The following is a 23,606-nucleotide window of genomic DNA, read 5'->3' on the forward strand; positions in this document are numbered from 1 at the left end:
CACGAACGGGCGAGAGGCTCTTTTGCAGTGATTCTTTTTCTGACTGCAGGACGAAAAAAAGTGCGTTTCATGCCTTGCCGAAACTGCACACCGGATACTGGCAGCGAGTGCAGTTGCGGCACAGACCACCGTGTCCAAGTGTCGCCAGTTCATCGCGACCAATGAATTCCCCGGTGAGGACACGCGGCAACACCAAATCCAACACAGTGATCTTGTGAAACATGCCGCAAGCTGGCACCCCCAGGACCGGGACCCGGCCGATCCGGCCGACGAGAAACATGGCTCCCGGCAGCACCGGCGTACCGTAGACCATTGCCTTGGCTCCGGCCTCCTTGATGCCAATGCGAGTGACATCATCCGGGTCCACCGACATGCCGCCGGAGGTGACGATCAATTCCGCACCGGCCTCGAGACATTTGCGGATCTCGTCGGCAATGAGTCCCGGGTCGTCCGGTGCAAAACCCACCCGGATCACATCAGACCCTAGCCGAGTCAATTTATCACGCAGGACCTGTTCGAACTTATCCTCGATACGCCCGTGGAACACCTCGCTCCCGGTGATCACCAACCCAGCCTCTACTTTTGCAAGCGGTCGCACTTGAATTATCGGCGTTCCCGAGGAAGCGATCGCAACGGCCTCGTCCACCACTTTCCGCTTGCCGACCAGTGGAATCATCCGGGAAGCAGCCACCTGCTCGCCTTTTTCGACTGGGGTATTGTCTTGCAACGTGGCGCACATGACCTCGCCCAGCACGTTCAACCGGTACAACGACTCCCGATTGATCTTGAGCAGACCATCGGTTGCCGCCACGATGCTGACCTTGCCCTCGACAATCTCCCGGGAATACTCCGTCCCAGGACCCGCCAAGGCTTCAGCCATCAGCAGCGCCGCCTCGTTTTCATGGATTTCATCCTGACTCAACCGAAGCACATAAATGTGTTCCTTGCCGAGCCGACGGAGGTGCTCCACATCTTCAGGCCGGATCACATGGCCTTTTTTAAAGGCGCGTCCCTTAAATTCGTCCTTGACGATCTCGGTGATATCATGGGGCAATACCATGCCCACCGCCTCTGCCACCGGTACAACTTTTTTCAGCGATTCTTCGTTCATGCCCTTTCACCTGCGCCGCCATGTGCGCTTCAACAGTCAATTGGTTGCAAATGCTGCACTTCTCGCCTTCCATGATCGGTAAACGATCATACAGACTGCAACCACCTACGCTCTTTTTTTATCAGAATAACGACTTGAATACAATCTCTTTCAGGCGGACATCCTCTGGACGAGGCACGGCTAGCATCTTTACCCGCTCAAAACGATAGGGTAGAATGCCTAGAATCGCGGGGCCAAATAGAGTAAAGGCCTTACACAAACACGATGCGTGCATGTTGCCGCTACGCGCGGCACAACGAGGAAGCAAAGGACCAACTTATGATCAAACAAGAACTGCTGGAAATACTGGCCTGCCCGCAATGCAAGGGGCCGGTTGAATTGAACCCGGAAAGCAACGGCATTGTTTGCCGGGCCTGCGGCCTGCTCTACCCGGTACGCGACGATATCCCGATCATGCTGATCGACGAGGCCAAGCCGCTGGATAAAGAATGACATTCAAAACAGGAACCGGCGGACCATTGGCCGCCGATTCCTGTTGCGTTGCTCCTGCCCGCTGTCTCTTTAAGGAGCGATACCCAGTTCACGCTCCTTGGCGGCAATGGCCAATCGGGTTTTGACCACCGTATCCGAGACCAAGCTGATGGAGTCGATCCCTTCCTCCACGAGGAATGTGGCGAAATCAGGGAAATCCGACGGCGCCTGCCCGCAGATACCGATCTTTCGACCACGTCGCCTGGCGGTGGCGATCACCATCTTGATCAGTGTTTTCACCGCCTCGTTGCGCTCGTTGTAAATATGCGCAACCAAATCGGAGTCCCGGTCAAGACCGAGCGTCAGCTGCGTCAAATCATTGGAGCCGATGGAAAAACCATCAAACACATCGCAGAAGGCATCGGCGGCGATGACATTGGACGGAATCTCGCACATTACGTAGACCTCCAACCCGTTTTCACCCTGCACCAGGCCGTTTTCCCGCATCACCTCGATGACCTTGCGCCCCTCCTCCGGAGTACGGCAGAACGGGACCATCAGCTTGATGTTGGTCAACCCCATTTCGTTGCGCGCCTTAAGGAGAGCCTTGCACTCGAGATCAAAGGCGGCTCGATAGCGCGGATCATAATAACGAGACGCACCGCGCCAGCCAATCATTGGATTTGATTCCTCCGGCTCGTAGAGATGACCGCCGATGAGATTGGCGTACTCATTGGATTTGAAGTCCGAAAGCCGGACAATCACATCCTTGGGATAGAAACCGGCACCAATCCGCCCCACTCCCTCGGCCAGTTTATCGATGAAATACTGACGCTTGTCGTGCGGGTATGCCGTGGTGCGAGCGTTGATGTCCTCGACGATCTCAAGCACCTCGTCGTCCACCTCGGAGAGTTCGCACAGCTTTTCGTAGTTGATCAGGGCCATCGGGTGAATGCCGATGTGGGAGTTGATGATGAATTCCTCACGCGCCAAACCAACCCCTTCGTTGGGCAATTGCCCCTCGACAAAGGCTTTTTCCGGTAGACCGACATTCATCATCACCTTGGTGCGCGTAACGGGGATGTTGTCGAGATCCAGGGTTTCGACAGCGAATTCGAGCAATCCGTCATAAATATGCCCCGTCTCCCCCTCGGCGCAGGAAACGGTGACCTGCTGGCCGTTTTGAATCATCTGCGTGCCATTTTCAGTGCCGATGACGCAGGGGATACCCAACTCGCGAGAAATAATCGCCGCGTGACAGGTCCGGCCACCGCGGTTGGTGACGATGGCGCCGGCGGTCTTCATGATCGGTTCCCAATCCGGGTCGGTCATATCGGTGACCAGGACCTCGCCGGCCTTGAAGTCATGAATCTGGCTGACATCGTTGAGAATCCGGGTCACGCCCTGACCGATCTTGGCGCCGACCGCTTGACCGCTTGCCAGCACGGTACCCTTTTGCTTGAGCACGTAGGTTTCCATAGTCCGTTTGCAGGCCTGGGAATGAACGGTCTCCGGCCGGGCCTGGACGATGAACAAATTACCGGTACCCACTGCCTGGCCATCGCCATCCTTGGCCCATTCGATGTCCATGGGTCGGCCGTAGTGGTCCTCGATGATACAGGCCCAACGCGCCAGTTGCAGGATCTCGTCGTCACTGAGGATGTAGGAGCCGCGTTCCTCCGCCGTGGTTTCCACGTTCTTCACCGGTTCCTCGGCGTTCGAATCGGGATTGTAGATCATCTTGATTTCCTTGGTCCCTACCCGCTTACCGACGATCGGCCGCTTGCCCTCTTTCAAGGTCGGCTTGAAAATGTAATATTCGTCGGGATTGACCGCCCCTTGCACCACATTTTCTCCCAATCCCCAGGCTCCAGTGAGAAAAACGGCATCCTTGAACCCGGATTCGGTGTCGATGGAAAACATGACACCCGAACAGGCGGAGTCGGATCGCACCATCTTCTGCACCACGATCGACAGATACACATCGAATTGGCCGAACCCTTTGTCATGCCGGTAGGAAATGGCGCGATCGGTGAATAAGGAGGCAAAACAGCGCTTGCAGGCGTCGATGAGCGCCTCAGGGCCGCGGATGTTGAGGTAGGTGTCCTGCTGACCGGCAAAAGAGGCGTCGGGAAGATCCTCGGCAGTTGCGGACGAACGAACAGCCACATCCACGTTTTGTCCGTACTCTTCCTCCATTTTTTGATAGGCGCTGATAATCGCCTGGCGCAAATCTGCGGGGAATTCGGCGTTGCGGATAATGTTCCGCACCTTGGCACCGCGGGCTTGGAGGTTGTGCAGATCATGGGTATCGAGACCCGCCAGGGCGTCACGGATAGCCGCCTCGACCCCTGCCTCCTGGAGTAAATAACGATAGGCATAGGCAGTGATGGCGTAGCCGTTGGGCACCGCCACCCCCTTGGAAGTTAACTTCTGATGCATTTCGCCCAAGGAAGCGTTCTTGCCGCCCACCATCGGCACGTCCTCGATGCCGATTTCATCAAACCAAAGAATCAGTGCTGTATCGTGTCGGTTTTCCATCTGTTACTCCCTTGTGAAATGAATCGCCAGTTGGATGACTCCTTCTCCTCAAACCGTCCGTTTTCGGAAACTAGCGTTTATGACGCTAACTATATTAAAAAAAATCATCTAGCCGGTCAACCGAAACGTCTGCCTTGCGTCCATGCTTCGTAGCCACTTGCCATGCGTTGTTCCTGGGGCTATAATAATGAAATATTTCATTTTTCATCAAGTTCCGACTATATTTAAGCAAGGGAGCGCGAGGATGAGCATCGACCATGAGATTCGGGAAATTTGCAACCGCTACATAGTTGAAAACAAACACAAAGAAAGCCAATATTTCGATGCCATCAAACGCCTCGTGGCGGCCCGCAATCAGGCCACGGCCACGGATCGGCCGCAATGGCAGGCAGCGATCGACCACGTGTACGAGCTGATTCGGGACGAGATGTTGACCAATGCGGGACAACCTTTGCAACGCATCAAATTCGGCACGTCCGGCTGGCGGGGCACCCTGGGCAAGGATCTCTTTGTCCGCTCGGTGGCGGTGGTCACCGCCGCCATTCTCGGCCTTTACCGGGAAGCCGAGACCAATGCGGCAATGCGTCTTGCCCTGGGCGTGCACAGTTTTGCTGAAATGCAGCGGCGCGGCGGCGTGGTCGGTTTTGACAACCGTTTCGGCGGTCCCTTGCTGGCCCAAGCTGTGGTCAATGTTCTCTGTGCCAATGGGGTCAAGGTATTCTATGCCGGCGAGGCCACCACCGGGGCACTCTCGGCCTCGGTGCTGATCCACAAGGCAGCCTTCTCCATCAATCTCACCCCAAGCCACAATCCGCTGGAATACGGAGGCTTCAAATATAACGCCGCCGATGCAGGTCCGGCCTCGCCCCTTCTGACCGATACCATCACTCAACTGGCCCGCGACTACATCGGCAGCCAACGGGTACCGTTCATCCCCGCAGGACTGAATCTCGCCCGCTCACTCAGCGAGCTGCCCGCTCTCGTTTCCGAGGATGCCCTGGCCAGTTGGCAGCAACTGGTGCGCAAGGGTTTTGATCGGCACGGCATTGACTATGACCGGCTGCTGACCGAATTTGCTCATGACCACGACGTGGTGGTGTGCGTCGATGCCGTCCATGGCGCGGCCCGCAACTATATTGCCCGCCTGCTCGACAATCCGCCCACCAATCGGCTGATTCTGCTGCGCGACACCGAAGACCCCACCTTTGGCGGCATTGCCCCGGAGCCCTCCTCGGCCAACATGCAGCCCGTGCTCACCACCTTGGCGAGCCGCAGTGAACCGCTGAAAATTGGGGCGATCATTGATCCAGACGGCGACCGTATCCGCTTCACCGACGGCACGGTTGAGATCTCCATGAATCAGTTCGGAGCCATGGCCTACCATTTCCTCCACGAAATCAAGAAAAAAAAGGGAATGGTGGCGAAGACCGTGGCCTCAAGCAATTTGGCAAACGCCCTGGCCGCGCAACTGGGAGAAGAAATTTTTGAGCCCAAAGTCGGATTCAAGGAGTTCAAGCCGGTGATCAACAAGGCATTGGTGTATTTCGAGGAGTCGGACGGCATTTCCATCACCGGCCACACCCCGGAAAAAGATGCCTTCATCGGACTAATCCTGGCCATCGACATGGTCCTGACACTGCGCAAGCCCCTGGGGCAATATCTGGCCGACATCGAGGCAGCTTTTGGTCACTACTACCCGGATCGGGACGGTGTCACCGTCAGCAAGCAGGGCGACAGCCTGCTGCAAGCCCTGGATCAATTGCGGCATTATGGCCCTGGCAGCCATGTCCAGGTGGGGGAAGACCTGAAAACCATCACCCAGGTCATCGACATCGACGGCCGCAAAATGATCCTTGACGATGGTTCTTGGATCATGATCCGGCCCTCAGGCACCGAACCCAAGGTTCGGTTTTATGTGGAGGCGAGAAGCCGGGAGGAAACAGCCCTGCTGGTAAAAAGTGCCAAATCGATGCTTGCCGAAACCGGACTCCTGCCCTAATGTAGCAAATTGAATTTTATCCCTTCTCGCCTGCATCGTGGCAACGGGATGAATTCAATCATCGAAAATCATCAACACAGAGAACCGGTCATGTGGGAATATACTGATAAGGTCCAGGAACATTTCATTAATCCAAAAAACGTCGGCGAGATCGAGGATGCCGACGGAGTGGGCAATGTTGGCTCCATTGCCTGCGGCGACGCCTTGCGACTGACGATCAAGGTGGATGAAAATCAAGTGATCACCGATGCCAAGTTCAAGACCTTTGGATGCGCCTCGGCCATCGCCTCCTCCTCCATGCTCACCGAGATGCTCAAAGGCATGAAGCTGGAAGATGCGAAAAAACTGACCAACGACGATATCGCCAAGGCCCTCGGCGGTCTGCCCAAGGAAAAGATGCACTGTTCGGTGATGGGTCGCGAAGCCCTGGAGGCAGCCATTGCCGATTATACCGGCGTCATGCTGCCCATGGCCCAGGGCGAGGTGGTGTGCGAGTGTTTTGGAGTCACCGACCTGGAAATCATCCGGGCCATCAAGGAAAACGCACTCACCTCGGTGGAGGACATCACCAACTTCACCAAGGCCGGCGGCGGCTGCGGCAAATGTGAGGGCAAACTGCGCGCCCTGCTCGCCGAGACCGTTGAGGGACAGCCGGCGCAGCCCTTTGGCGCCACCAAGAAGAAACGCATGACCAGTTTGGAGAAGATCAAAAAGATCGAGGAGGTCATCGAGCGCGAGATCAAACCCACCCTGAAGAAGGATGGCGGTGACATCCAGCTGATCGACGTGGATGGCGATTTCGTCACCGTGTCACTGCGCGGCTCCTGCGCCAACTGCTATTCCTCACGGACCACGCTCAAGGAATACGTGGAGAAAAAACTACGCGAACAGGTTCTGGAGAGCCTGATAGTCGAGGAGGACAGATAATGGGCTCCCCAGAACATGTTATTTATATGGACAACAACGCCACCACCCGGATCGCCCCCGAGGTGTTGGAGGCGATGATGCCTTACCTGACCGAATGGTACGGCAACCCTTCCTCGATGCACACTTTTGGCGGCCGGGTCGGCCAGGCGATCAACCAGGCCCGGCAATCGGTGGCTAACCTGCTGGGAGCCGCCCCCGAAGAGATTGTCTTCACCAGTTGCGGCACGGAAAGTGATTCCACCGCCATTCTCTCCGCCCTGCAGACCTATCCCGAAAAAAACCATGTGGTCACCACCAGAGTGGAGCATCCGGCGGTCAAGAACCTATGCGATAACTTGGAGATCTTCACCGGTCGCAAGTATCATACCACCCGGCTGCAGGTTGACGCCGACGGCTCCATCGACCTGCAACGCTACAAGGACAGCCTCACCGATGAGACCGCCATTGTCAGCGTCATGTGGGCCAACAACGAAACCGGGGTGATTTTTCCCGTCGAGGAAATGGCGCGGATTGCCAAGGAACGCGGCATCCTGTTCCATACCGATGCGGTGCAGGCAGTAGGTAAGGTTCCGATCAACCTCAAGGAAACAGCCATCGATTTCCTTTCCTTGTCTGGACATAAACTCCATGCGCCCAAGGGCGTCGGCGTGCTGTATCTACGCAAAGGCACTCCTTTTATCCCCTTTCTCAACGGCGGCCACCAGGAACATGGTCGGCGCGGCGGCACGGAGAATGTGGCCTCCATCGTAGGGCTGGGCAAGGCCTGTGAGCTAGCCGGGGCCAAAATGGAGGAGGAAAACACCAGGGTTCGGGCCCTGCGCGACAAGCTGGAAACGGGGCTGCTCACCTCCATCCCCAAATCCCTGCGCAACGGTCATGCGGAGCAGCGCCTGCCTAACACCGCCAATATCAGTTTTGAATATGTCGAGGGTGAGGCGATTCTGCTTCATATGAATCAATACGGTATCTGCGCTTCCTCAGGCTCCGCCTGCACATCAGGTTCACTGGAACCGTCCCATGTGCTTCGGGCCATGGGCGTACCCTTTACCGCTGCGCATGGTTCTATCCGCTTCAGTCTCTCGGTGTACAACACCGAAGAAGAGGTCGACTTCGTCCTCGACAAAATGCCGGCCATCATCGCCAAACTGCGTGAGCTTTCTCCCTTTTGGGATGAAAACAAGTAGCGTCCCTTTCAGCGCCGCCTGCTCACCAGGCGACGCTGTTTTTGTTTTTTCCAACCCGCCGGTTTCCCATGCGTATCGTTGAGCCATGCTTCACCATCCTTGATGAACTGGACCAGCAAAGCCTGGCTGTCCGGATCGAATACTGCGGCCGCATCTGCTACAAGAGCGAAAACCGGATCGACAGGAATTCCGCGATCCCCTTTGTTCGTAAAATGGCGGAATACGGTCACAACTCAGTTTTGGAAATGGGGGTGGTCACTTTCATGGTCACCTGCGCCACGTTTGAACCGCTCCAAGCCCTGTATTTTCTTCAACCCAAATTCCTCCAGATCGACCAACTGGAAAGCCATTGCCTGATCATCACCGGTTCCATCCGCGCGTTTCGCGAAATGCTGATCAACCACCCCGGGGACGGCATTTCCCGGTCCATCGGGCTGTTTCTGCGCGATCGTCACCCCTATTTCTTCGAAGCCCTTCCCGTCAGCGAAACAGCGCCGCCACAAGGGATCAGCGTCGAAAAGGTCCCGCTGTCGGCAGTGGAACAATTTGCGCCGCAACTGCTCGCCAAGCATCGTCACCTGGCGGTCAAATTCATCGTCAGCCGGGCGGTGACCCATGAGTTGGTCCGTCATCGCCCCTGTACCTTTCTGCAGGAGAGCCAGCGCTACTGCCGCTATTCCGCCGATAAATTTGGCAATGAAGTATCCTTCATCAAGCCGGTGTTCTTTGAGCCGCAAAGCGAGGAGTTCGCCATTTGGCGGCAATCCATGGAAGCCATGGAACAGCAGTATTTCCGTCTTCTTGAAACCTCTACCCCCCAGGCGGCGCGGACCGTGCTGCCTAATTCGTGCAAAACTGAAATCATCGTCTACACCAATCTCCTGGAATGGCGACATATCTTCAATCTCCGCACCGCAGCAGCAGCGGAACCCTCGATGCGGGAAGTCATGATTCCTCTGCAACAGGCCATGCAGGACCGCTATCCCTCCATTTTCCTCTGATTTCCCCCTCACCTCTCCGGCGACACGAGGCGGGCGATACGTTCAACTTCGAGTTGCGCCTTTGCCGCTCGTCTCCTTGCCTTTTGGGGGAACGGATGCTTCCTTTTTGACCACGGGTCTGTTTTGTAGTACACTACCTGAAAATTCCCTAATTTCCGACTTCAAGGTCTCTTGGCAGCGATGGCGATAAAACCTGGACAACAATTCACTGACTCGCAGAGAAGCTCCATGAAACGGACGGTCAAGGATCAGTCCGGAGCCGGCAAACTGAAAATCGGCGAACTGTTGAGCAAGGCTGGTTACATTACCGCTACACAGTTTGAGGAAGCCAAGGCAATTCAAAAGAAAACCGGGGAGCGATTGGGCCGCATTCTTTTGGAAAGCGGCGCCATCGAACGGGATACGATTGCCAACTTCCTCAGCAGGATGCACAACTATCCCCTTGTTGTCATCGATCAGGAGGCGCCGAGCAGGGAGGCCCTGGACCTGGTTCCCTATGAAACCGCCAAGCGTTTCATGGCCTTCCCCCTGCGGCTGGCTGGCAACACCCTCCAGGTGACCATGGCGGAGCCCACCGATTCGCTGGATGTTGAACAACTTCAGGATGTTGTCCAGAAGAGCCTCAACGTCTGCGTGTCGACCGCCAAGGATATCATCGACGCCTATAAAAAATATTATCAAATCAGTGACGAAGAGTATCACTCCTTCTTTAAATTCGAACCGGAAGGCGAAGAGGACACGGTCACGCAGGTTGATGACTTTGGCGCGCTGGTGTCCGATGCCGCGGAAGATTTCGAGATCGAAAGCAGTGGCGCCGACGAAGGTGCCTATGAGCAGTTTTCTGCTTCCGACGCGCCGATCATCAAGCTGGTAAATGGCATCTTGGTCAAAGCCGTTCAGGAAGGGGTCAGCGACATCCATATCGAGCCGTTTGAAAAAACCATGCAGGTCCGCTACCGGAAGGACGGCTCCCTGTTCAAGTCGATGAACCTGCCCCTCACCATCAAAAACGCCATGGCGGCCCGAATGAAGATTCTGGCGGGGCTCAACATCACTGAACGCCGTGTTCCCCAAGACGGTCGCATCAAGATCCGCCTGGGCCGGAACAAGGCGGTTGATTTCCGCGTTTCCACCTTGCCGTTGCTGCACGGCGAGGGCATTGTTCTTCGTATCCTCGACAAGAGTTCCCTCAACGTCGATCTGACCAAACTCGGGTTCACCGTCGACACCTTCGCCGCCCTCAAGCGGTGCTTGCAACGCCCCCAAGGCCTGTTGCTGGTCACCGGCCCGACCGGTTCAGGCAAGACGGTCACCCTGTATTCTGCCCTCAACTCCTTGAACACCGAGGACATCAAGATTCTCACCGCCGAGGACCCGGTGGAATTCAACTTCAAGGGCATCAATCAGGTCAATGTCAACGCCGAGGTCGGCATGACCTTTGCCGCGGCCCTCAAGGCTTTTCTTCGCCAGGACCCGGATATCATCATGGTGGGCGAGATTCGCGATATCGAAACTGCGGAAATCGCCATGAAGGCGGCGATGACCGGCCATCTTGTTTTCTCCACCCTCCATACCAATGATTCGCCGGCCACGGTCAGCCGTATGGTGGATATTGGGATTCCCTCCTACATCCTGGCGTCGTCCCTGACCATGGTCCTGTCGCAACGACTGGGCAGGCGGTTATGCCAAAAATGCAAAATTCCGGCCGAATACGATCGCCATACCTTACTGAGCGCTGGTTTCAAGGAAAGCGAACTCGACGACTTGAAGTTGTTCAAGGCCAAGGGATGTCCGGAATGCAACGGCTTGGGCTACCGCGGCCGGGTCGGTTTTTTTGAGCTGATGGAGGTCACGGAGGCGGTTGCCGAAGCCATTCAGGCCGAGGTTTCGGAGGAGCAACTGCGCAAGGTGGCCATCCAGGAAGGCATGTATACCCTGCGCGAGGCAGGCCTGCAAAAGGCCCGTGAAGGCGTCACCAGTCTGGAGGAGGTCCTGAAACGCACCGTGGCGCACGAGGACAGCCTGCCCGCCTATCTGGTCAATCCGGATGTGGAAGAGTATGAGGACGGTGACGTTATCATCCAGGAAGGCAACAAGGACAAGGACTTCTTTAAACTGATCAGGGGCAAGGTGGCGGTTTTGCGTTCCGGGAAAAAGATTGCGGAAATCACCGAGCCCGGCGAGTATTTCGGTGAAATGGCCGCCATCCTGGAAGAACCGCGGTCCGCCTCCATCATCTCCGTCGGCCGCTGTACCATCAAACGCTATCCAGGAGACAAGTTGAACGAACTTATTGAAAAATACCCGGAAGTCTCCCGCCATTTGTTTCGCACCCTGGTGGAACGGTTGCAGAAAACCGATCGCATCGTGGTGCAGCTCGCCAGCGCGACAAAAATTCGCCCACCCCAGGTCATACGCCAAGCATGAACTACGTTTCTGTCTACATTATCGCCTATAACGAAGCCGATAAAATCGAGGCGGCCATCAATTCGGTGCTCTGGGCCGACGAAATCGTGGTCGCCGATTCGTTCAGCCAAGACAACACCGCCGCCATAGCCGAACAGCTTGGGGCCAGGGTTGTGCAGATCCCCTTTCGTGGATTCGGTGATCTACGCAACCAAGCCATGGCCGCCTGCAGCCACGACTGGATTTTTTCCCTGGACTCGGACGAACGATGTACCCCGGAGGTACGGGATGAGATTCTCGCCTGCCTTGAAGCCCCGCAGGCGGATGCCTATTATGTACCCCGTCGGAATTATTTCATGGGTCGCTGGATACGGCATTCCGGCTTTTATCCCGACTACCGTCAGCCGCAGCTCTTCAAAAAAGGGGCATTGGTTTTCAAAGACGATCCGGTGCACGAGGAATTTTCCATCGTGACCGACCGGCCGGTGGCCTACCTTCACAACGCAATCTGGCAATTTCCCTTCAAAAAACTCGAGGAGTTGGTGCACAAGGCCAATAAATACTCTACCTTGGGAGCAGAAAAACTGGCCCTGCATGGACGGACGCGCTGTTCCTTATGGACAGCCATGCTCCACGGCCTCTGGTCCTTTTGCCACATGTATTTCCTCAAACGTGGCATCCTGGACGGTTGGCCGGGGTTCATCATCGCCTTCTACAACTTCGAGGCAACATTCTACAAATACGCCAAATTGCACGAGCTGCAAGCCAATTGGCCCGCACCGCCCTCCCCGCCTCTCCGCCGCCACCCCTCGAACCAAGGGTGATGCCGCACCACGCATGCCTGCTCAACGAGCAGGCATGACAACAAAATCAAGGACCTGCTGATAAACGGTTTCCACCGAGATGCCCTCCATGCAGCGCATGTGGGGACAGACGCGCCTGCGGCAGCACAGACACTCAATGCTGTTCGCCTGAAGAACGACGCCGCGCGCTCGATACGGCCCGACCCGTTCGGGATGCGTCGGCCCAAACAGGGCCACAACAGGTATTCCAGCCATGGCGGCCATGTGCATGGGGCCAGTATCCACGCCAACATAGACCGAGGCCCGCTTCATCAGCGCCACCGATTCCGTCAGGGTCAAACGCCCGGCGGCCACCACGCCAGCGCCAGCCATCCGTTCGGTAATCCCGCTTATATAGGGAAGATCGGCCGCGCTGCCGCCAAAAACCACGTGAATACCGGCGGCAAGGAGACGATCACAGAGCTCGCTCCATCTGGGCTGCAACCAGAATTTCGATTGCCAGCGAGCGGTGGGATTGACATAGACAAAAGGAAGATCGCCCTGAATCCCGTGTGCCGTCAGAAAATTCGCGGCGCTTTGCTCATCGGTCCGATCGGAGCAGAGAAAGAAATCCGCATCCGTGGGGACGCAGCCAAGGAGTTCGCAAAACAGGAGATTTTTATCCACCGCGTGCACCGTATGGTCGGGGATGCTGACCAGACGATGCTGAAACAGGGTATTCAGTTCACGCGCATCCCGAAACCCAACCCGCAGGCCGCCGCCATTCATCAACGAAAGAAGACCACTGCGAAACGACGCATGCAGGTCCAGAATCAGATCATAAGGCGCGGCACGCAGGGCCGTCCATAATCCATGCACAACGCGCATGGTGGCCCAGAAGGCTTGGGGATAGGCAATATACCATCTCGCTCCGGGCTCACTGGTCGAGGGAATATGGATGGGGTAGACCGCATCCACCGCCGTGTCTTGAGCGACCAAAGGAGCAAATGCCCGCTCCACGACCCAGCCGATATGGCAGTCGGGAAAACAGCGTTTCAGGGCATGCGCCACCGGGAGGGTGTGCACAATATCACCAAGGGAGCTTTGCTTGATGATCAAGATGCGCTGGTTCTGGATGTCCATGAAATTTACCTGGCGGCACGCGTGCGGGAGCACTCGGTGCGGGCTCTTTAGGACACGGGCGCTGCGTTCCCGGTTCGTGCCGGCGGGCAGGACCCCTCGACCGCACATCGCCAGTCATCTTGCCGTTTGAACAACACCCCGCTGAAGAGTGAAAAGAGAAAACCGGTGCCATAAATATTCAAGTAGGACTCGGTGGTCATGATGGTCAAGAAAAAGACCAGGAAGGCACAGTGGATCCGCTTCCATTCATCCTGTCGCTGCCAGGTTTTGTGGAAATGGACGAAAAACAGGCCCAACAGGGTGAGCAGCCCCAGAATTCCCAGTTGCGCGGTGACAAAAATATACTGGTTATGCGGGTTGTCCGTGAGAGGGACCCGGGGGGAAAGCTGCTGGTTGATCTGGGCGTAGCGCGGGGCAAAATCACCGGTCCCGGCCCCCAGCCACGGCTCCTCTTTAATGATCTGCCAGGCTATTTTCCAGTAATGCAAACGCAGTCCCACGGAGGAGACATCCGGGCGTTGATCAAAGGTTTCGATATCCTGTTGAATCTGATCCATCCGTTGCTGAAACACCGGACTGACCTGATACGCCACGACAAAGACCAGCGGCAGCGCCACCAGGGGAATCAAAATGGCCCGAAGCAGATTCTTGCGAAAGTGTTGAACGCACAACACTGCCATCAGCACAAAAAAGGCCAATTGTCCCGCCCGACCCCGTGTCAAAAACACATTGACGATCATCACAGCGCTCAGCGCGGCCAGCAGCCAGCGCTGCCCTCCCCGCATTCCGCCCCACAGGACCTGATGGAGCACCAGATACACGGCAAGGGCCAGCATCGGCGTGAACACGAGATGATTGACAATGGTGTGAAACCGAAACCGGGCCGAGGTTATGCCCAGATGCCGAAACAAATCAAGATAAGCCAGATCGATGACCAGCATGGCGGCAATGACGCCGGCAAGGAAGGCCGCGACATACCACCAGCGCCGATCCCAGCGAACGGTTGTCAGGAAAACGGGCAACAAAAGAATCTTCCATCGTTTTCTGATCACTTCCAGCCCGTCGGCAAGCGAATCTGTCCACAACAACCCGAGCACAAGAGCGCCAAAGTATAACAGCACCGCGATACAGATCGGACTGGCGACAATCTCTCGCATCTTGGCGGGGAATTGCCCCTCATACAGCCAACAGGCCAAGACCAGCAGGACCGCCACGGTCACCGCCGAGGTGGAGAGCGGCAGGCAAAATGCCAGCAGCAACATCAACCACAGGTTAATCTGTTCGAGATTTTGTCGGATTGCGTTCATGCCTTATCTCATCAGTGCTTGATCGGAAAACTGCAGACGATAAAGAAAACTGTACTCACCACCCAAGGCCAGCAATTCATCGTGGGTACCTTCTTCAATCAGGCACCCCTCTTTGAGGACAATGATCCGATCCGCGTTGTGCACCGTGGACAATCGATGAGCGATCACAATGGTGGTTCGGTTGCGCATCAGGTTTTCCAGGGCCTTTTGTACTTCACGTTCCGATTCGCTGTCCAGGGCCGAGGTTGCTTCGTCAAGGATCAGGATCGGTGCGTCCTTGAGCAGGGCTCGGGCAATGGAGATCCGCTGCTGCTGTCCGCCTGACAGCCGGGCGCCGGCTTCACCGATCACCGTCTCGAACCCATGGGGCAGTTCATGGATGAAATCCAGGGCATAGGCCGATCGGGCCGCCTCGACAATCCGCTCCTCTGGGCAGTCACTGACCCCATAGGCGATATTGTTGCGCACCGTATCGTTGAACAGGATGGTCTGCTGGCTGACCAGGGCGATCTGCCGGCGCAGGGAGGCAAAGGTGACCTCGCGGATATCGACGTCATCGATGCGCAGCTCGCCCACGCTGACCTCGTAAAACCTCGGAATCAGGTTGGCCAAGGTTGTCTTGCCGCTGCCGCTCGGGCCGACCACCGCCAGGATTTCGCCCCGGTTGACCCGCAAGTTGAGGTGTTTGATCACCGGCTCGTTGTTCTCGTAGTGGAAGCTGACGTCCGAAAACACGATGCTGCGGCTGAACGGCCCCAGCTCAATGGCCCGCTCAGCTTCCTGGATATCGGGCCGGATATCCAGCAGGGAAAAAATGCGCGTGGCCGCCGCCAATCCCTGCTGAATGGTGGTGTTGATTTTGCTAACGCCCTTGACCGGTTCATAGAGCATGATCAAGGCGGTGAGAAAGGACATGAAGGCACCTGGTGTCGAGTTGCCCTGCAGGACCTGCATGCCGCCGAACCAGATGATCATCGCCATGCCGATGCCGCCGAGGAACTCGATCAGGGGGTGGGAGAGGCAGCTGTACTTGGTTTCCAGCATCAGGGTGTCCATGATACCCTGCATCTTCTCGCCAAAGCGTTGCTTCTCGAACCCTTCCATGCCAAAGGCCTTGACGATGCGCACCCCGGCAATGGTTTCGTGCAGCTGGCTGGTCGCTTCGCCGATCTTGGTCTGATAGGTCGCACTGATCCTTCTGAATTTTCTGCCAAAAACAACGATCGGCACCGCGGCTGCCGGCAGAAAAAGCAGGGAAATCAGGGCCAGCCGCCAATCCATGTAAAAAATGACCCCGAGCAGTCCGACGACTGAGCACAAGTCGCGGAGGGTGCGAATCAGCGCATGGGAAACAGATCCCTGCAACATGCTGACATCGTTCATAATTCTCGAAATAAGCTCGCCAGTTGGATGCCGGTGGAAAAAACTGAGCGACAGTTCGTGAAGATGGCCATAGATACGGTTGCGCAGATCGCGGATGACGCTCTGCCCCACCATTTCCAGCAGGTAGGAATAGCCGAAAAAGAAAATCCCCTTGAAGAAAAAAATCGCCAGCAAGCCCAGGGGCAACAGGTTGAGCAATCGCGCATCGCGGTTGAAAAAAATCTCGTCCAACAGGGGCTTGACCATGTACGCCTGCAGGGCATTGAATCCACCCACGGCCACCATGCCGACCATGGCCAGCAACAGCTTTGCATGATAGGGCTTGAGCACTGCCAGTAGTTTGGAAAAAAGGGCTTTATTGTTCATGCAAGAAATGGTGTGAAAAAGTGATCAATCCCTGGCCACATTCCGGATTTGGTCCTCCGCGCCAGCATTTACCCTATTTCACGCGAGTGTGCCAGCATAGTTGCCGGAAAAAACCGAGGGCTCCTCCCCCCGACCGCTGAGCAGGGCGGTCACTGCGGAGCATTCCCGTTTCGGCTGGCCATGGCTGATATCCACCACCAAGTAATTGACCCCCATCCGGGTAATGTCTTGAACATGCTGCAAAAGAGAAAACGGTACATGGGAACGGGCATACACGGTCCCTTCTCGGCGGTCGAGATAAAATCGCTCGCCGCGGGAACTGACAAAGGTCCGTTGTCCCTGAAAATGTGGGGCATCCAATCGCGCGCTGAAAAGCGGTGGCCGACCGTAGACCAGCAAACCGACCCGCAGGGCATGAGCGTTACGGTTGCATGCTTTGTGAAATTGAGCCAGGGCGGCGGCCAACGTCACCCGATCCGTTTCCAGGGAAAACTGCACCCCGGCCAGGCCGCAGTCCCCATGTAGCTCCAGAGCCGAACTGTTGAGCAGGTTGCAGCTGTACGCGCCGTAGACCTCGAGCGGCAGATCCCCGCCCGATCCGGGGGCCTCGGTAAAAAGGCCCAGCTGGCCGATATGGCTGATCTGGAAGGCTGTCGCTCCCTGGCCTCGAAGCCGCTGAACCGCCTGATGATACCAGGCCAGCTGCTCCTGCAACACAATGGGTGGCAAGGCCCAGACCAGCGGCGGATGTCGCGGGGACTTGCTCCGGCGCAACTGGAGAACTTGGTCAAGGTTGCGTTGATTGAGTTCCAGCACCAGCCTGGCGACCTGAAAAGGGAAGCGCATTCCCGCCGCATCGAGCGATGCCGCCTTGAGCCACCACTGTGGACGGGATGTTTTTCCCGGTCCTTGGCCGCCGCGATCGGTTGCCGCATCTCGGGATGGTGGACTGGCCGACCCCATGGCCAAGGCGGTCAGGATCTGCTGCAGCCGCATGGGATCGGGATCGACACTTCGCTGTGGATGAAATCGGCGCACCAGGCCCGATTGCTGCTCAAATCGACCGCTGACATCGACCCTGAAGAGAAGTCCGTGGGAACGATGGGGGAAGCCGCTCAACTCAAGACCGCTCACGGCAATGGACACTACCTGTCCCTTGTCGGCCTGATCCACTTTTCTGCCCTTGACCTCCAGGGATCGGAGAGTGAAGCTTTTGCGCTCGCCACTTCGCTCCTCATAGAGGCGCAACCGATCGCCCAGCCGTATCGGTGTCTGCAGGGTGGCCTGTAACCGCAACGTTTTTGCTGTCCGGCTCTCCCGTCCCTCCTCCATCCGGGTCACTTTGCCGACCATCTCGCCGCTGCTGCCGGCAAATCTGGGGATGATCAACCGATCCTCCCAGCCGCGGACAAGAAAACCCGGGGAGCGCTTGCGTCCCATGGCCGCGTCCAGGCATCGATGGGCCTCGGCCAGTAACGTGGGCCGCTGCTCCGGCGAGGTATCAAGCGCCCGCAGGGCCAAACGATAGGCCCGGACCGTGTTGCGGACGTACTCCACCGACTTGAGCCGCCCCTCGATCTTGAGGCTGACCACCCCGGCGGCCCGCACCTCGGTCAGGTGATCGATGCCGCTGAGATCGTTCATGGAAAACAGATATTCAGCCGTTTTACCGCAACTGGACCGCTTGCCCGAGGGCAGCCATTCGTAGCGGCGGCGGCAGGGCTGGACACATTGACCGCGCAGGCTCGATTTGCCGCCATGCAGACTGGAAAATCGGCACAGGCCCGAATAACTGAAACACATGGCACCATGGATGAAGATTTCCAATTCCACTGGGCAGTGGGCATGGATGGTCCGAATCTCCTCCAGGCTGAGTTCGCGCGCCAGCACGATGCGTTCGAACCCGAGCTCCTTGAAATAGCGGGCGGCCAGTGCATTGTTGACCGTCATCAGGGTCGAGGCATGCACCTTGAGCGAAGGAAAAAAACGGCGGACCAAATGAAAAATGCCCAGATCCTGCAAGATCAGCGCATCCGGACCGATTCGAGCCAACCGGGAAAGTGTTTCCACGGCCTGCCGCACCTCCCCCTCCTTCATCAGGCTGTTCATGGCCACATACACCTTTTTTCCCTGGTCATGGGCGCATTCAGTCATGGCCGCGATCTCGCCGAAGGTAAAATCCCTGGCCAAGGCACGGGCATTGAGCCCGGGAGCGCCGACATAAACGGCATCGGCCCCTTCGCGAAGGGCAGCCTCAAAGGCCGGCACGGTTCCAGCGGGCGCAAGGAGTTCCAAAGGACGGGGAGCAGCGACAGGCGAAGCGGTTGTGGTCATGGACGAAAATGGAGGGCAGCGTTGGCTGCATCGGGTCTTTCCCCGGCGTGCTCGTTGAGCAACATCAAACAGACGCGACCGTCGTCATTCACCCGGCGGACAAAGGGCCAGGGGATAATCGACAGGAGGCAGGGGGAGGATGAAGAAAAAATTATTGCCTTCGGCCGTGGGCTCGTACCCGACTCGACCGCCATGCATTTCGACAACAAGACGAATGAACGACAGCCCATGGCCGGTTCCGGGCACATCCGGATTGTCGTCGCCACGCATCCCTTCCTGGAACAGTTGGTTGCCTTGTTCTTCCGACATGGTGGGACCGGTGGTGAATACATTGAATTTCACCCCTTTTTGGCCGGGCCGGATGAAATTCTCGACCACTTCGCGGCCATAGGCCATGGCTTTGCGCGGCCTGCCGGCATGATCGATGATTTCCTTGGTATATTTGGCCGCATTGGAGAACAGGTTGGCGTAGACCTGCGCCAGCAGGCCGATGTCCACCAAGATCGGAAATTCTTCCTCGTGCATGTTCTGCGGCCGGTCGACGGTGATATTGGCAGCCTTCAACCGACTGGCATAGTGCTCCAACTGGGGGATGATCACTTCCTTTTCCACCAGGCAGCGCTTGGGATGCAGGACAAGATGCCCCCGCTCGAAATGTTCGCGCCTGAACAGGCTCTCGATGAAGAGGCTCATGTTGGCGTGATGCTTGACAATCTCCTGGTAGTACTTGAGCAGGTCCTCCTGCAGGGCCTGGAGTTTGCCGCAACAGTAGCCGCAAGGCCCGGCCAACGGTTCCGGCCCCTGGCGGTCGACGATCTCCCGTTTCAGCTCGTCAATCAGGCCGATTTTCTTTTTTAGCTGATTAAACAGGTGGCGGAAATACATGTTGGGCACAATGATATTGTGCTCAATGTCAATCACCAGGGTGTTGATGAATTTCAGCCGATCGATATTTTGTCGAGCAATCAACCTATTATCGAGATTATAGCCGATTCTGTTGGCGTATTTGGCAAAGAAGAACCTATCGGTCTCGGAAAGCCCCCCCTGGCGCCGCACCTCATACATGCCCAAAGTCCGGCCGCCACCGCACAGGCCACGAAAATCATTCCATAGAGGCCCCTGTTCCAGGTCCTTCCGGGAACAGTCGCTTCCTGTACGACTATACGATGGATACTTGCTAAAAATCGGCACCATGTAGGAGCCATCCAGTTCGTAGGGCTCCTCCTGCATCCGGATGAGCCGTCGCGCCGGTTCTGGATGCGGCAGGACTCCCCGCTCACTGGAACAAACCAGCTGCAGGCCATTTGCCTCGCCCTGACAGAGATAGAGCGAACTGGACACCCCGACCAACGCCAAGGGAACGGAAACACAGATCCGATAAAAATCATCCAGGGAATCGTACTCCTGGGCCAGGTCAAAAAAGGCCTTGAGAAAATCGTTGCGCCCCTGGGAGAAGTTATACTGTTCATAACTCTCCGCTTTTTCCCGGATGCGGCGGCAGACGATTTCCAGATCCGGCGGGATGGGAATAGTGTTCGGGTGCTCAGTCATGCCTCGACACGTCTCGCCAAGCTCTGCTTGTCGTCAGGGCTTCTCCGGGGAAAAGCCGGCTCAACGTTTGGAAAGAACCACCGCGTCACGGTTGTCCTTCTCGCTCAACAGCACATCGACCCGCTCATTGGGGGCTGGGCTGACGCTCATGCCCACATAGTCGGGTTGAATCGGCAACTCGCGACCACCTCGATCCACCAGCACAGCCAGTTGGATCGACAGCGGCCGCCCATAGTCCATGATCGCATCCATGGCGGCCCGAATGGTCCGGCCGGTGAAGATGACGTCATCGACCAGGATGACCTTTTTATCTTCGAGCAGAAAGCCGATGTCCGATTTTCTGACAATCGGGTTCTGCGAGATCAGGCTCCAGTCATCCCGGTACAGGGTGATGTCCAGGTTGCCCGAGGGTAGCAGCGCCTCCTCCCGCTCTTCGATCTTCTGCTTGATCCGTTGGGCGAGAAAGACGCCGCCGGTATGGATGCCGATGATCGAGAGGTCGTTGACCCCGTGGTTGCGTTCCACGATCTCCAGGCTGATCCGATCCAGGCTGCGCTCAATGTCCGTGCCGATCATAATGGTCCGTGCGGTCATGCCTTCACCCTCTCCCAAAAATAGTCCACCCCTTTGGCATCCACCAGATTGATCGCCTCGGGGTAGGTTTCACATTCCACGGCAAACACCCGGGCCGCGATATCGTCGGGAGTGTCGCTGTCCTCCAGGGCCACGCAGTGCTGCAACACGATTGGCCCTTGGTCGTAGCATTCGTTGGCGAAATGGACGGTACAGCCGCTTACCGTGCATCCCCTGGCCTTGACCGCCTCATGAACGTGGTGCCCATAATACCCCGCGCCGCAAAAGGAGGGGATGAGCGCCGGGTGGATATTGAGCACCGCGCGCCGCAGGGAAGGGGGCGGAGTGTACAGCTTGAGGTAGCCGGCCAGGGCGATCAAATCAACGTCGTAACCAGCGAGGATGCGGTTGATCTCGTCGTTCTCCTGGGCATAAAAGGCTGGATAGCCGTAGCGTTCGGCTTTCGCGAGGCCCAAGGCGCCAGCGACGTTGGAAATCACCACCTGAATCTCGGCCCGCAGCGTTCCGGCAGTAATCCGTTCGTGGAAATTGTCCAGCGTCCTGCCGCTACCGGAGAGGAGCACCGCCATCTTACGCATGGTCTTCGGCTCCGGCGAAAAAAGGATCGGTGGCCGGGTCGACGGTGCGCAGCCATTGGGCAATGGCGGTGTCATAGCTTGCGGTCAGCTCAAACACCTTGCGGGCCAGGCGAAACCGGGTGGCCAAGGTGGTGTTGCCGTACGCATGCAACTCAGTGAGCACCTGGGGGTAATCGGCCGGATCGACGATCACGGTGACATCGTGAAAATTCTTGGCCGAGGCCCGCAACAGGGTCGGACCGCCGATGTCGATATGTTCGATGGCGTCCGCCAACGTACAGCCGGCCTTGGCCACGGTCTGGGCAAAGGCATAAAGGTTGACCGCCACGATGTCGATCGGCTTGATCCCGTGCTGCCGGCACTGTTGTTGATGGGCTTCGTTGGCGCGCTGGTTGAGGATGCCGCCATGAACCAGGGGATGCAGCGTCTTGACCCGGCCATCGAGCATCTCGGGAAAACCGGTGAATTCAGACACATCGGTTACCGCAATGCCGCTTGCGCGCAGCTTCTGGGCCGTACCACCCGTGGACAGGATCTCGATGCCCATGGCGGCCAGCGCCCCGGCAAAATCCTCACATCCCGATTTATCGGTCAGGCTGATCAGCGCCCGTTCCACTCGTTTCATCGTTTCTCCTTCACCGGCTTACTCTTTTTTCAAAAATTGACGGATTTTCCGCCGTTCATGTTTATCCGGCCGCCGCTCGGGTGGATTGCCCTGCAGACGAGCCATCCGTCGTTCGGCTGCCAGTTGTTCACGCCTGTCCATGGAGTCCTGGGTTTCCGCATACAGGGTCCTGGCTGCCGCCGCCGGCCCGCGCTGCTCGCTGAGGGCAATGATCTGCACCGTGAATGCCAGCAATTCCTGGCGAATGACCAGCATGTCACCCTTTTGCACCATTCTGGACGGCTTGGCTTTGTTGCCGTTGAGGGTCACATGGCCGCCGCTCACCGCCTTGGCCGCCAAGGACCGGGTCTTGAAAAAGCGGGCGGCCCACAGCCATTTGTCGATGCGCACACTGTCCATGTTCACCACAAGGTCTCTGTATCGGGTCAAAATACCACAGTTATCGGCAACGATCAAACAAAGAAGCGCTGACCGAGACCGTTGCCGATCCGGTGAAAATGGGGTATGTGGGAGCGATTATCCCTTCGTTGAGATCTGCCCATGCCTTTACAATCCGTCGGAATCAGCAATTTCACCTGCCCTGTTCGCATCCCTGAAAAGGGGGGCGGCATTCAGCACACCGTCGCGGTCATCGACCTGCTCGCGCGCACCCCCCAGGATCGGCTCGCGTCCTGTGTCACTCTCATGACCGGACTATTGGCCGAGTTTCTGCCGGACGTGAATGCCGGCATCTTCCCCGCCCTGCTGAGCAAAGTGCGCCAACAGCTCCAGGCCAGGGAGGCCAAGCTGGAAATGCGGTTTCCCTACTTCATCGCCAAACACGCTCCGGTCACTGGAACCGTTAGCCTCATGGAGTACCAGTGTGTCTTTACCGCCTCGTCGGAAACCAGCGGCGAGCCCCAGCTGACGGTGGTGGTCCCGGTCACCACCCTTTGCCCCTGTTCCAAGGAAATCAGCGAGGCCGGCGCCCACAACCAGCGGGCCGAGGTCACCCTCACCGTCCGGCCGCTGGGCCTGATCTGGCTGGAAGATCTGATCGCCATGGTGGAAGGGTGCGGCTCGTCCGAGGTCTATGCCCTGCTCAAGCGTCCCGATGAAAAATATGTGACGGAAAAGGCCTATGCCCAGCCGATGTTCGTCGAGGATGTAGCCCGCAAGGTGGCCCAGCGGGCCATGACTCACCCCGAGATCGCCTGGTTTTCGGTGGGAGTGGAGAGTTTTGAATCGATCCACAAGCACAGCGCCTATGCCTTTGTCGACAGCCGCGACCTCGAGCCTCATTCCGTGGCCTCCTGATCGCGCC

The 23,606-nt window shown here is 57.2% G+C and carries 19 protein-coding genes; 8 read left to right on the forward strand and 11 right to left on the reverse strand.

Going from position 1 to position 23,606, the window contains the following annotated elements:
• Positions 1–67 precede the first annotated feature (67 nt).
• Positions 68–1,111 (reverse strand): molybdopterin-binding protein, encoded by a 1,044-nt coding sequence (locus tag DESPR_RS14115; protein ID WP_015725470.1) that lies wholly within the window; start codon positions 1,109–1,111, stop codon positions 68–70.
• 318 nt (positions 1,112–1,429) lie between these two features.
• Here DESPR_RS14115 and DESPR_RS18060 point away from each other — a divergent pair, with 318 nt between their 5' ends.
• Positions 1,430–1,603, forward strand: coding sequence for a Trm112 family protein (locus tag DESPR_RS18060; protein ID WP_015725471.1), 174 nt, complete (start codon positions 1,430–1,432; stop codon positions 1,601–1,603).
• Positions 1,604–1,672: 69 nt separating this feature from the next.
• Here the strand turns inward: DESPR_RS18060 and ppsA are convergent, their stop codons facing one another.
• Positions 1,673–4,123, reverse strand: a complete 2,451-nt coding sequence (gene ppsA / locus DESPR_RS14120) for a phosphoenolpyruvate synthase (RefSeq protein WP_015725472.1) — start codon at positions 4,121–4,123, stop codon at positions 1,673–1,675.
• A gap of 244 nt (positions 4,124–4,367) precedes the next feature.
• Between ppsA and DESPR_RS14125 the strand changes: the two genes are divergently transcribed.
• The 6 genes from DESPR_RS14125 to DESPR_RS14150 all read left to right on the forward strand — a co-directional run bounded on the left by DESPR_RS14125 (position 4,368) and on the right by DESPR_RS14150 (position 12,464).
• Positions 4,368–6,122, forward strand: a complete 1,755-nt coding sequence (locus DESPR_RS14125) for a phosphohexomutase domain-containing protein (RefSeq protein ID WP_015725473.1) — start codon at positions 4,368–4,370, stop codon at positions 6,120–6,122.
• 90 nt (positions 6,123–6,212) lie between these two features.
• Complete coding sequence (gene nifU / locus DESPR_RS14130; protein ID WP_015725474.1) at positions 6,213–7,049, forward strand: Fe-S cluster assembly protein NifU; 837 nt, start codon at positions 6,213–6,215, stop codon at positions 7,047–7,049.
• The gene (gene nifS / locus DESPR_RS14135; RefSeq protein WP_015725475.1) at positions 7,049–8,233 is read left to right on the forward strand and encodes a cysteine desulfurase NifS; all 1,185 of its coding nucleotides are present in this window, start codon (positions 7,049–7,051) and stop codon (positions 8,231–8,233) included. Before nifU ends, nifS begins: the two co-directional genes overlap by 1 nt.
• A gap of 68 nt (positions 8,234–8,301) precedes the next feature.
• On the forward strand, positions 8,302–9,234 hold the full coding sequence (locus DESPR_RS14140; RefSeq protein ID WP_015725476.1) for an FAD-dependent thymidylate synthase: 933 nt from the start codon (positions 8,302–8,304) through the stop codon (positions 9,232–9,234).
• A 228-nt stretch (positions 9,235–9,462) separates the two neighbouring features.
• The gene (gene pilB, locus DESPR_RS14145) at positions 9,463–11,661 is read left to right on the forward strand and encodes a type IV-A pilus assembly ATPase PilB (protein WP_015725477.1); all 2,199 of its coding nucleotides are present in this window, start codon (positions 9,463–9,465) and stop codon (positions 11,659–11,661) included.
• Positions 11,658–12,464, forward strand: a complete 807-nt coding sequence (locus DESPR_RS14150) for a glycosyltransferase family 2 protein (RefSeq protein WP_015725478.1) — start codon at positions 11,658–11,660, stop codon at positions 12,462–12,464. The genes pilB and DESPR_RS14150 overlap by 4 nt, the downstream gene beginning before the upstream one ends.
• A gap of 21 nt (positions 12,465–12,485) precedes the next feature.
• Here DESPR_RS14150 and DESPR_RS14155 read toward each other — a convergent pair whose 3' ends face one another.
• From DESPR_RS14155 to DESPR_RS14195, 9 genes are all read right to left on the reverse strand, one after another.
• A complete protein-coding gene (locus tag DESPR_RS14155) occupies positions 12,486–13,565 on the reverse strand; it encodes a glycosyltransferase family 9 protein (RefSeq protein WP_015725479.1) in 1,080 nt (359 codons plus the stop codon).
• A gap of 47 nt (positions 13,566–13,612) precedes the next feature.
• The gene (locus tag DESPR_RS14160) at positions 13,613–14,872 is read right to left on the reverse strand and encodes an O-antigen ligase family protein (RefSeq protein WP_015725480.1); all 1,260 of its coding nucleotides are present in this window, start codon (positions 14,870–14,872) and stop codon (positions 13,613–13,615) included.
• A gap of 3 nt (positions 14,873–14,875) precedes the next feature.
• Entirely contained in the window at positions 14,876–16,621 is a 1,746-nt protein-coding gene (msbA, locus tag DESPR_RS14165; protein WP_015725481.1) for a lipid A export permease/ATP-binding protein MsbA, read from the reverse strand.
• A 78-nt stretch (positions 16,622–16,699) separates the two neighbouring features.
• On the reverse strand, positions 16,700–18,955 hold the full coding sequence (locus tag DESPR_RS17495) for a peptidase U32 family protein (RefSeq protein WP_015725482.1): 2,256 nt from the start codon (positions 18,953–18,955) through the stop codon (positions 16,700–16,702).
• Between the two features lie 84 nt (positions 18,956–19,039).
• Positions 19,040–20,506: a sensor histidine kinase gene (locus tag DESPR_RS14175; RefSeq protein ID WP_015725483.1), complete on the reverse strand. Its 1,467-nt coding sequence runs from the start codon at positions 20,504–20,506 to the stop codon at positions 19,040–19,042.
• Between the two features lie 60 nt (positions 20,507–20,566).
• On the reverse strand, positions 20,567–21,100 hold the full coding sequence (gene pyrR / locus DESPR_RS14180) for a bifunctional pyr operon transcriptional regulator/uracil phosphoribosyltransferase PyrR (protein WP_015725484.1): 534 nt from the start codon (positions 21,098–21,100) through the stop codon (positions 20,567–20,569).
• Positions 21,097–21,678 carry a phosphoribosylglycinamide formyltransferase gene (purN, locus tag DESPR_RS14185; RefSeq protein WP_015725485.1) on the reverse strand — a complete coding sequence of 194 codons (582 nt, stop codon included), beginning with the start codon at positions 21,676–21,678 and terminating at the stop codon, positions 21,097–21,099. The genes pyrR and purN overlap by 4 nt, the downstream gene beginning before the upstream one ends.
• On the reverse strand, positions 21,671–22,303 hold the full coding sequence (locus DESPR_RS14190) for an IMP cyclohydrolase (RefSeq protein ID WP_015725486.1): 633 nt from the start codon (positions 22,301–22,303) through the stop codon (positions 21,671–21,673). The genes purN and DESPR_RS14190 overlap by 8 nt, the downstream gene beginning before the upstream one ends.
• Before the next feature lie 18 nt (positions 22,304–22,321).
• On the reverse strand, positions 22,322–22,702 hold the full coding sequence (locus tag DESPR_RS14195) for an RNA-binding S4 domain-containing protein (RefSeq protein ID WP_015725487.1): 381 nt from the start codon (positions 22,700–22,702) through the stop codon (positions 22,322–22,324).
• Positions 22,703–22,843: 141 nt separating this feature from the next.
• On the opposite strand from DESPR_RS14195, the gene DESPR_RS14200 reads away from it, so the two are divergent.
• A complete protein-coding gene (locus DESPR_RS14200) occupies positions 22,844–23,599 on the forward strand; it encodes a GTP cyclohydrolase I FolE2 (protein ID WP_015725488.1) in 756 nt (251 codons plus the stop codon).
• The last annotated feature ends 7 nt before the right edge of the window (positions 23,600–23,606 follow it).

This window comes from Desulfobulbus propionicus DSM 2032 (genome assembly GCF_000186885.1).
GTDB classification, from domain to species: domain Bacteria; phylum Desulfobacterota; class Desulfobulbia; order Desulfobulbales; family Desulfobulbaceae; genus Desulfobulbus; species Desulfobulbus propionicus.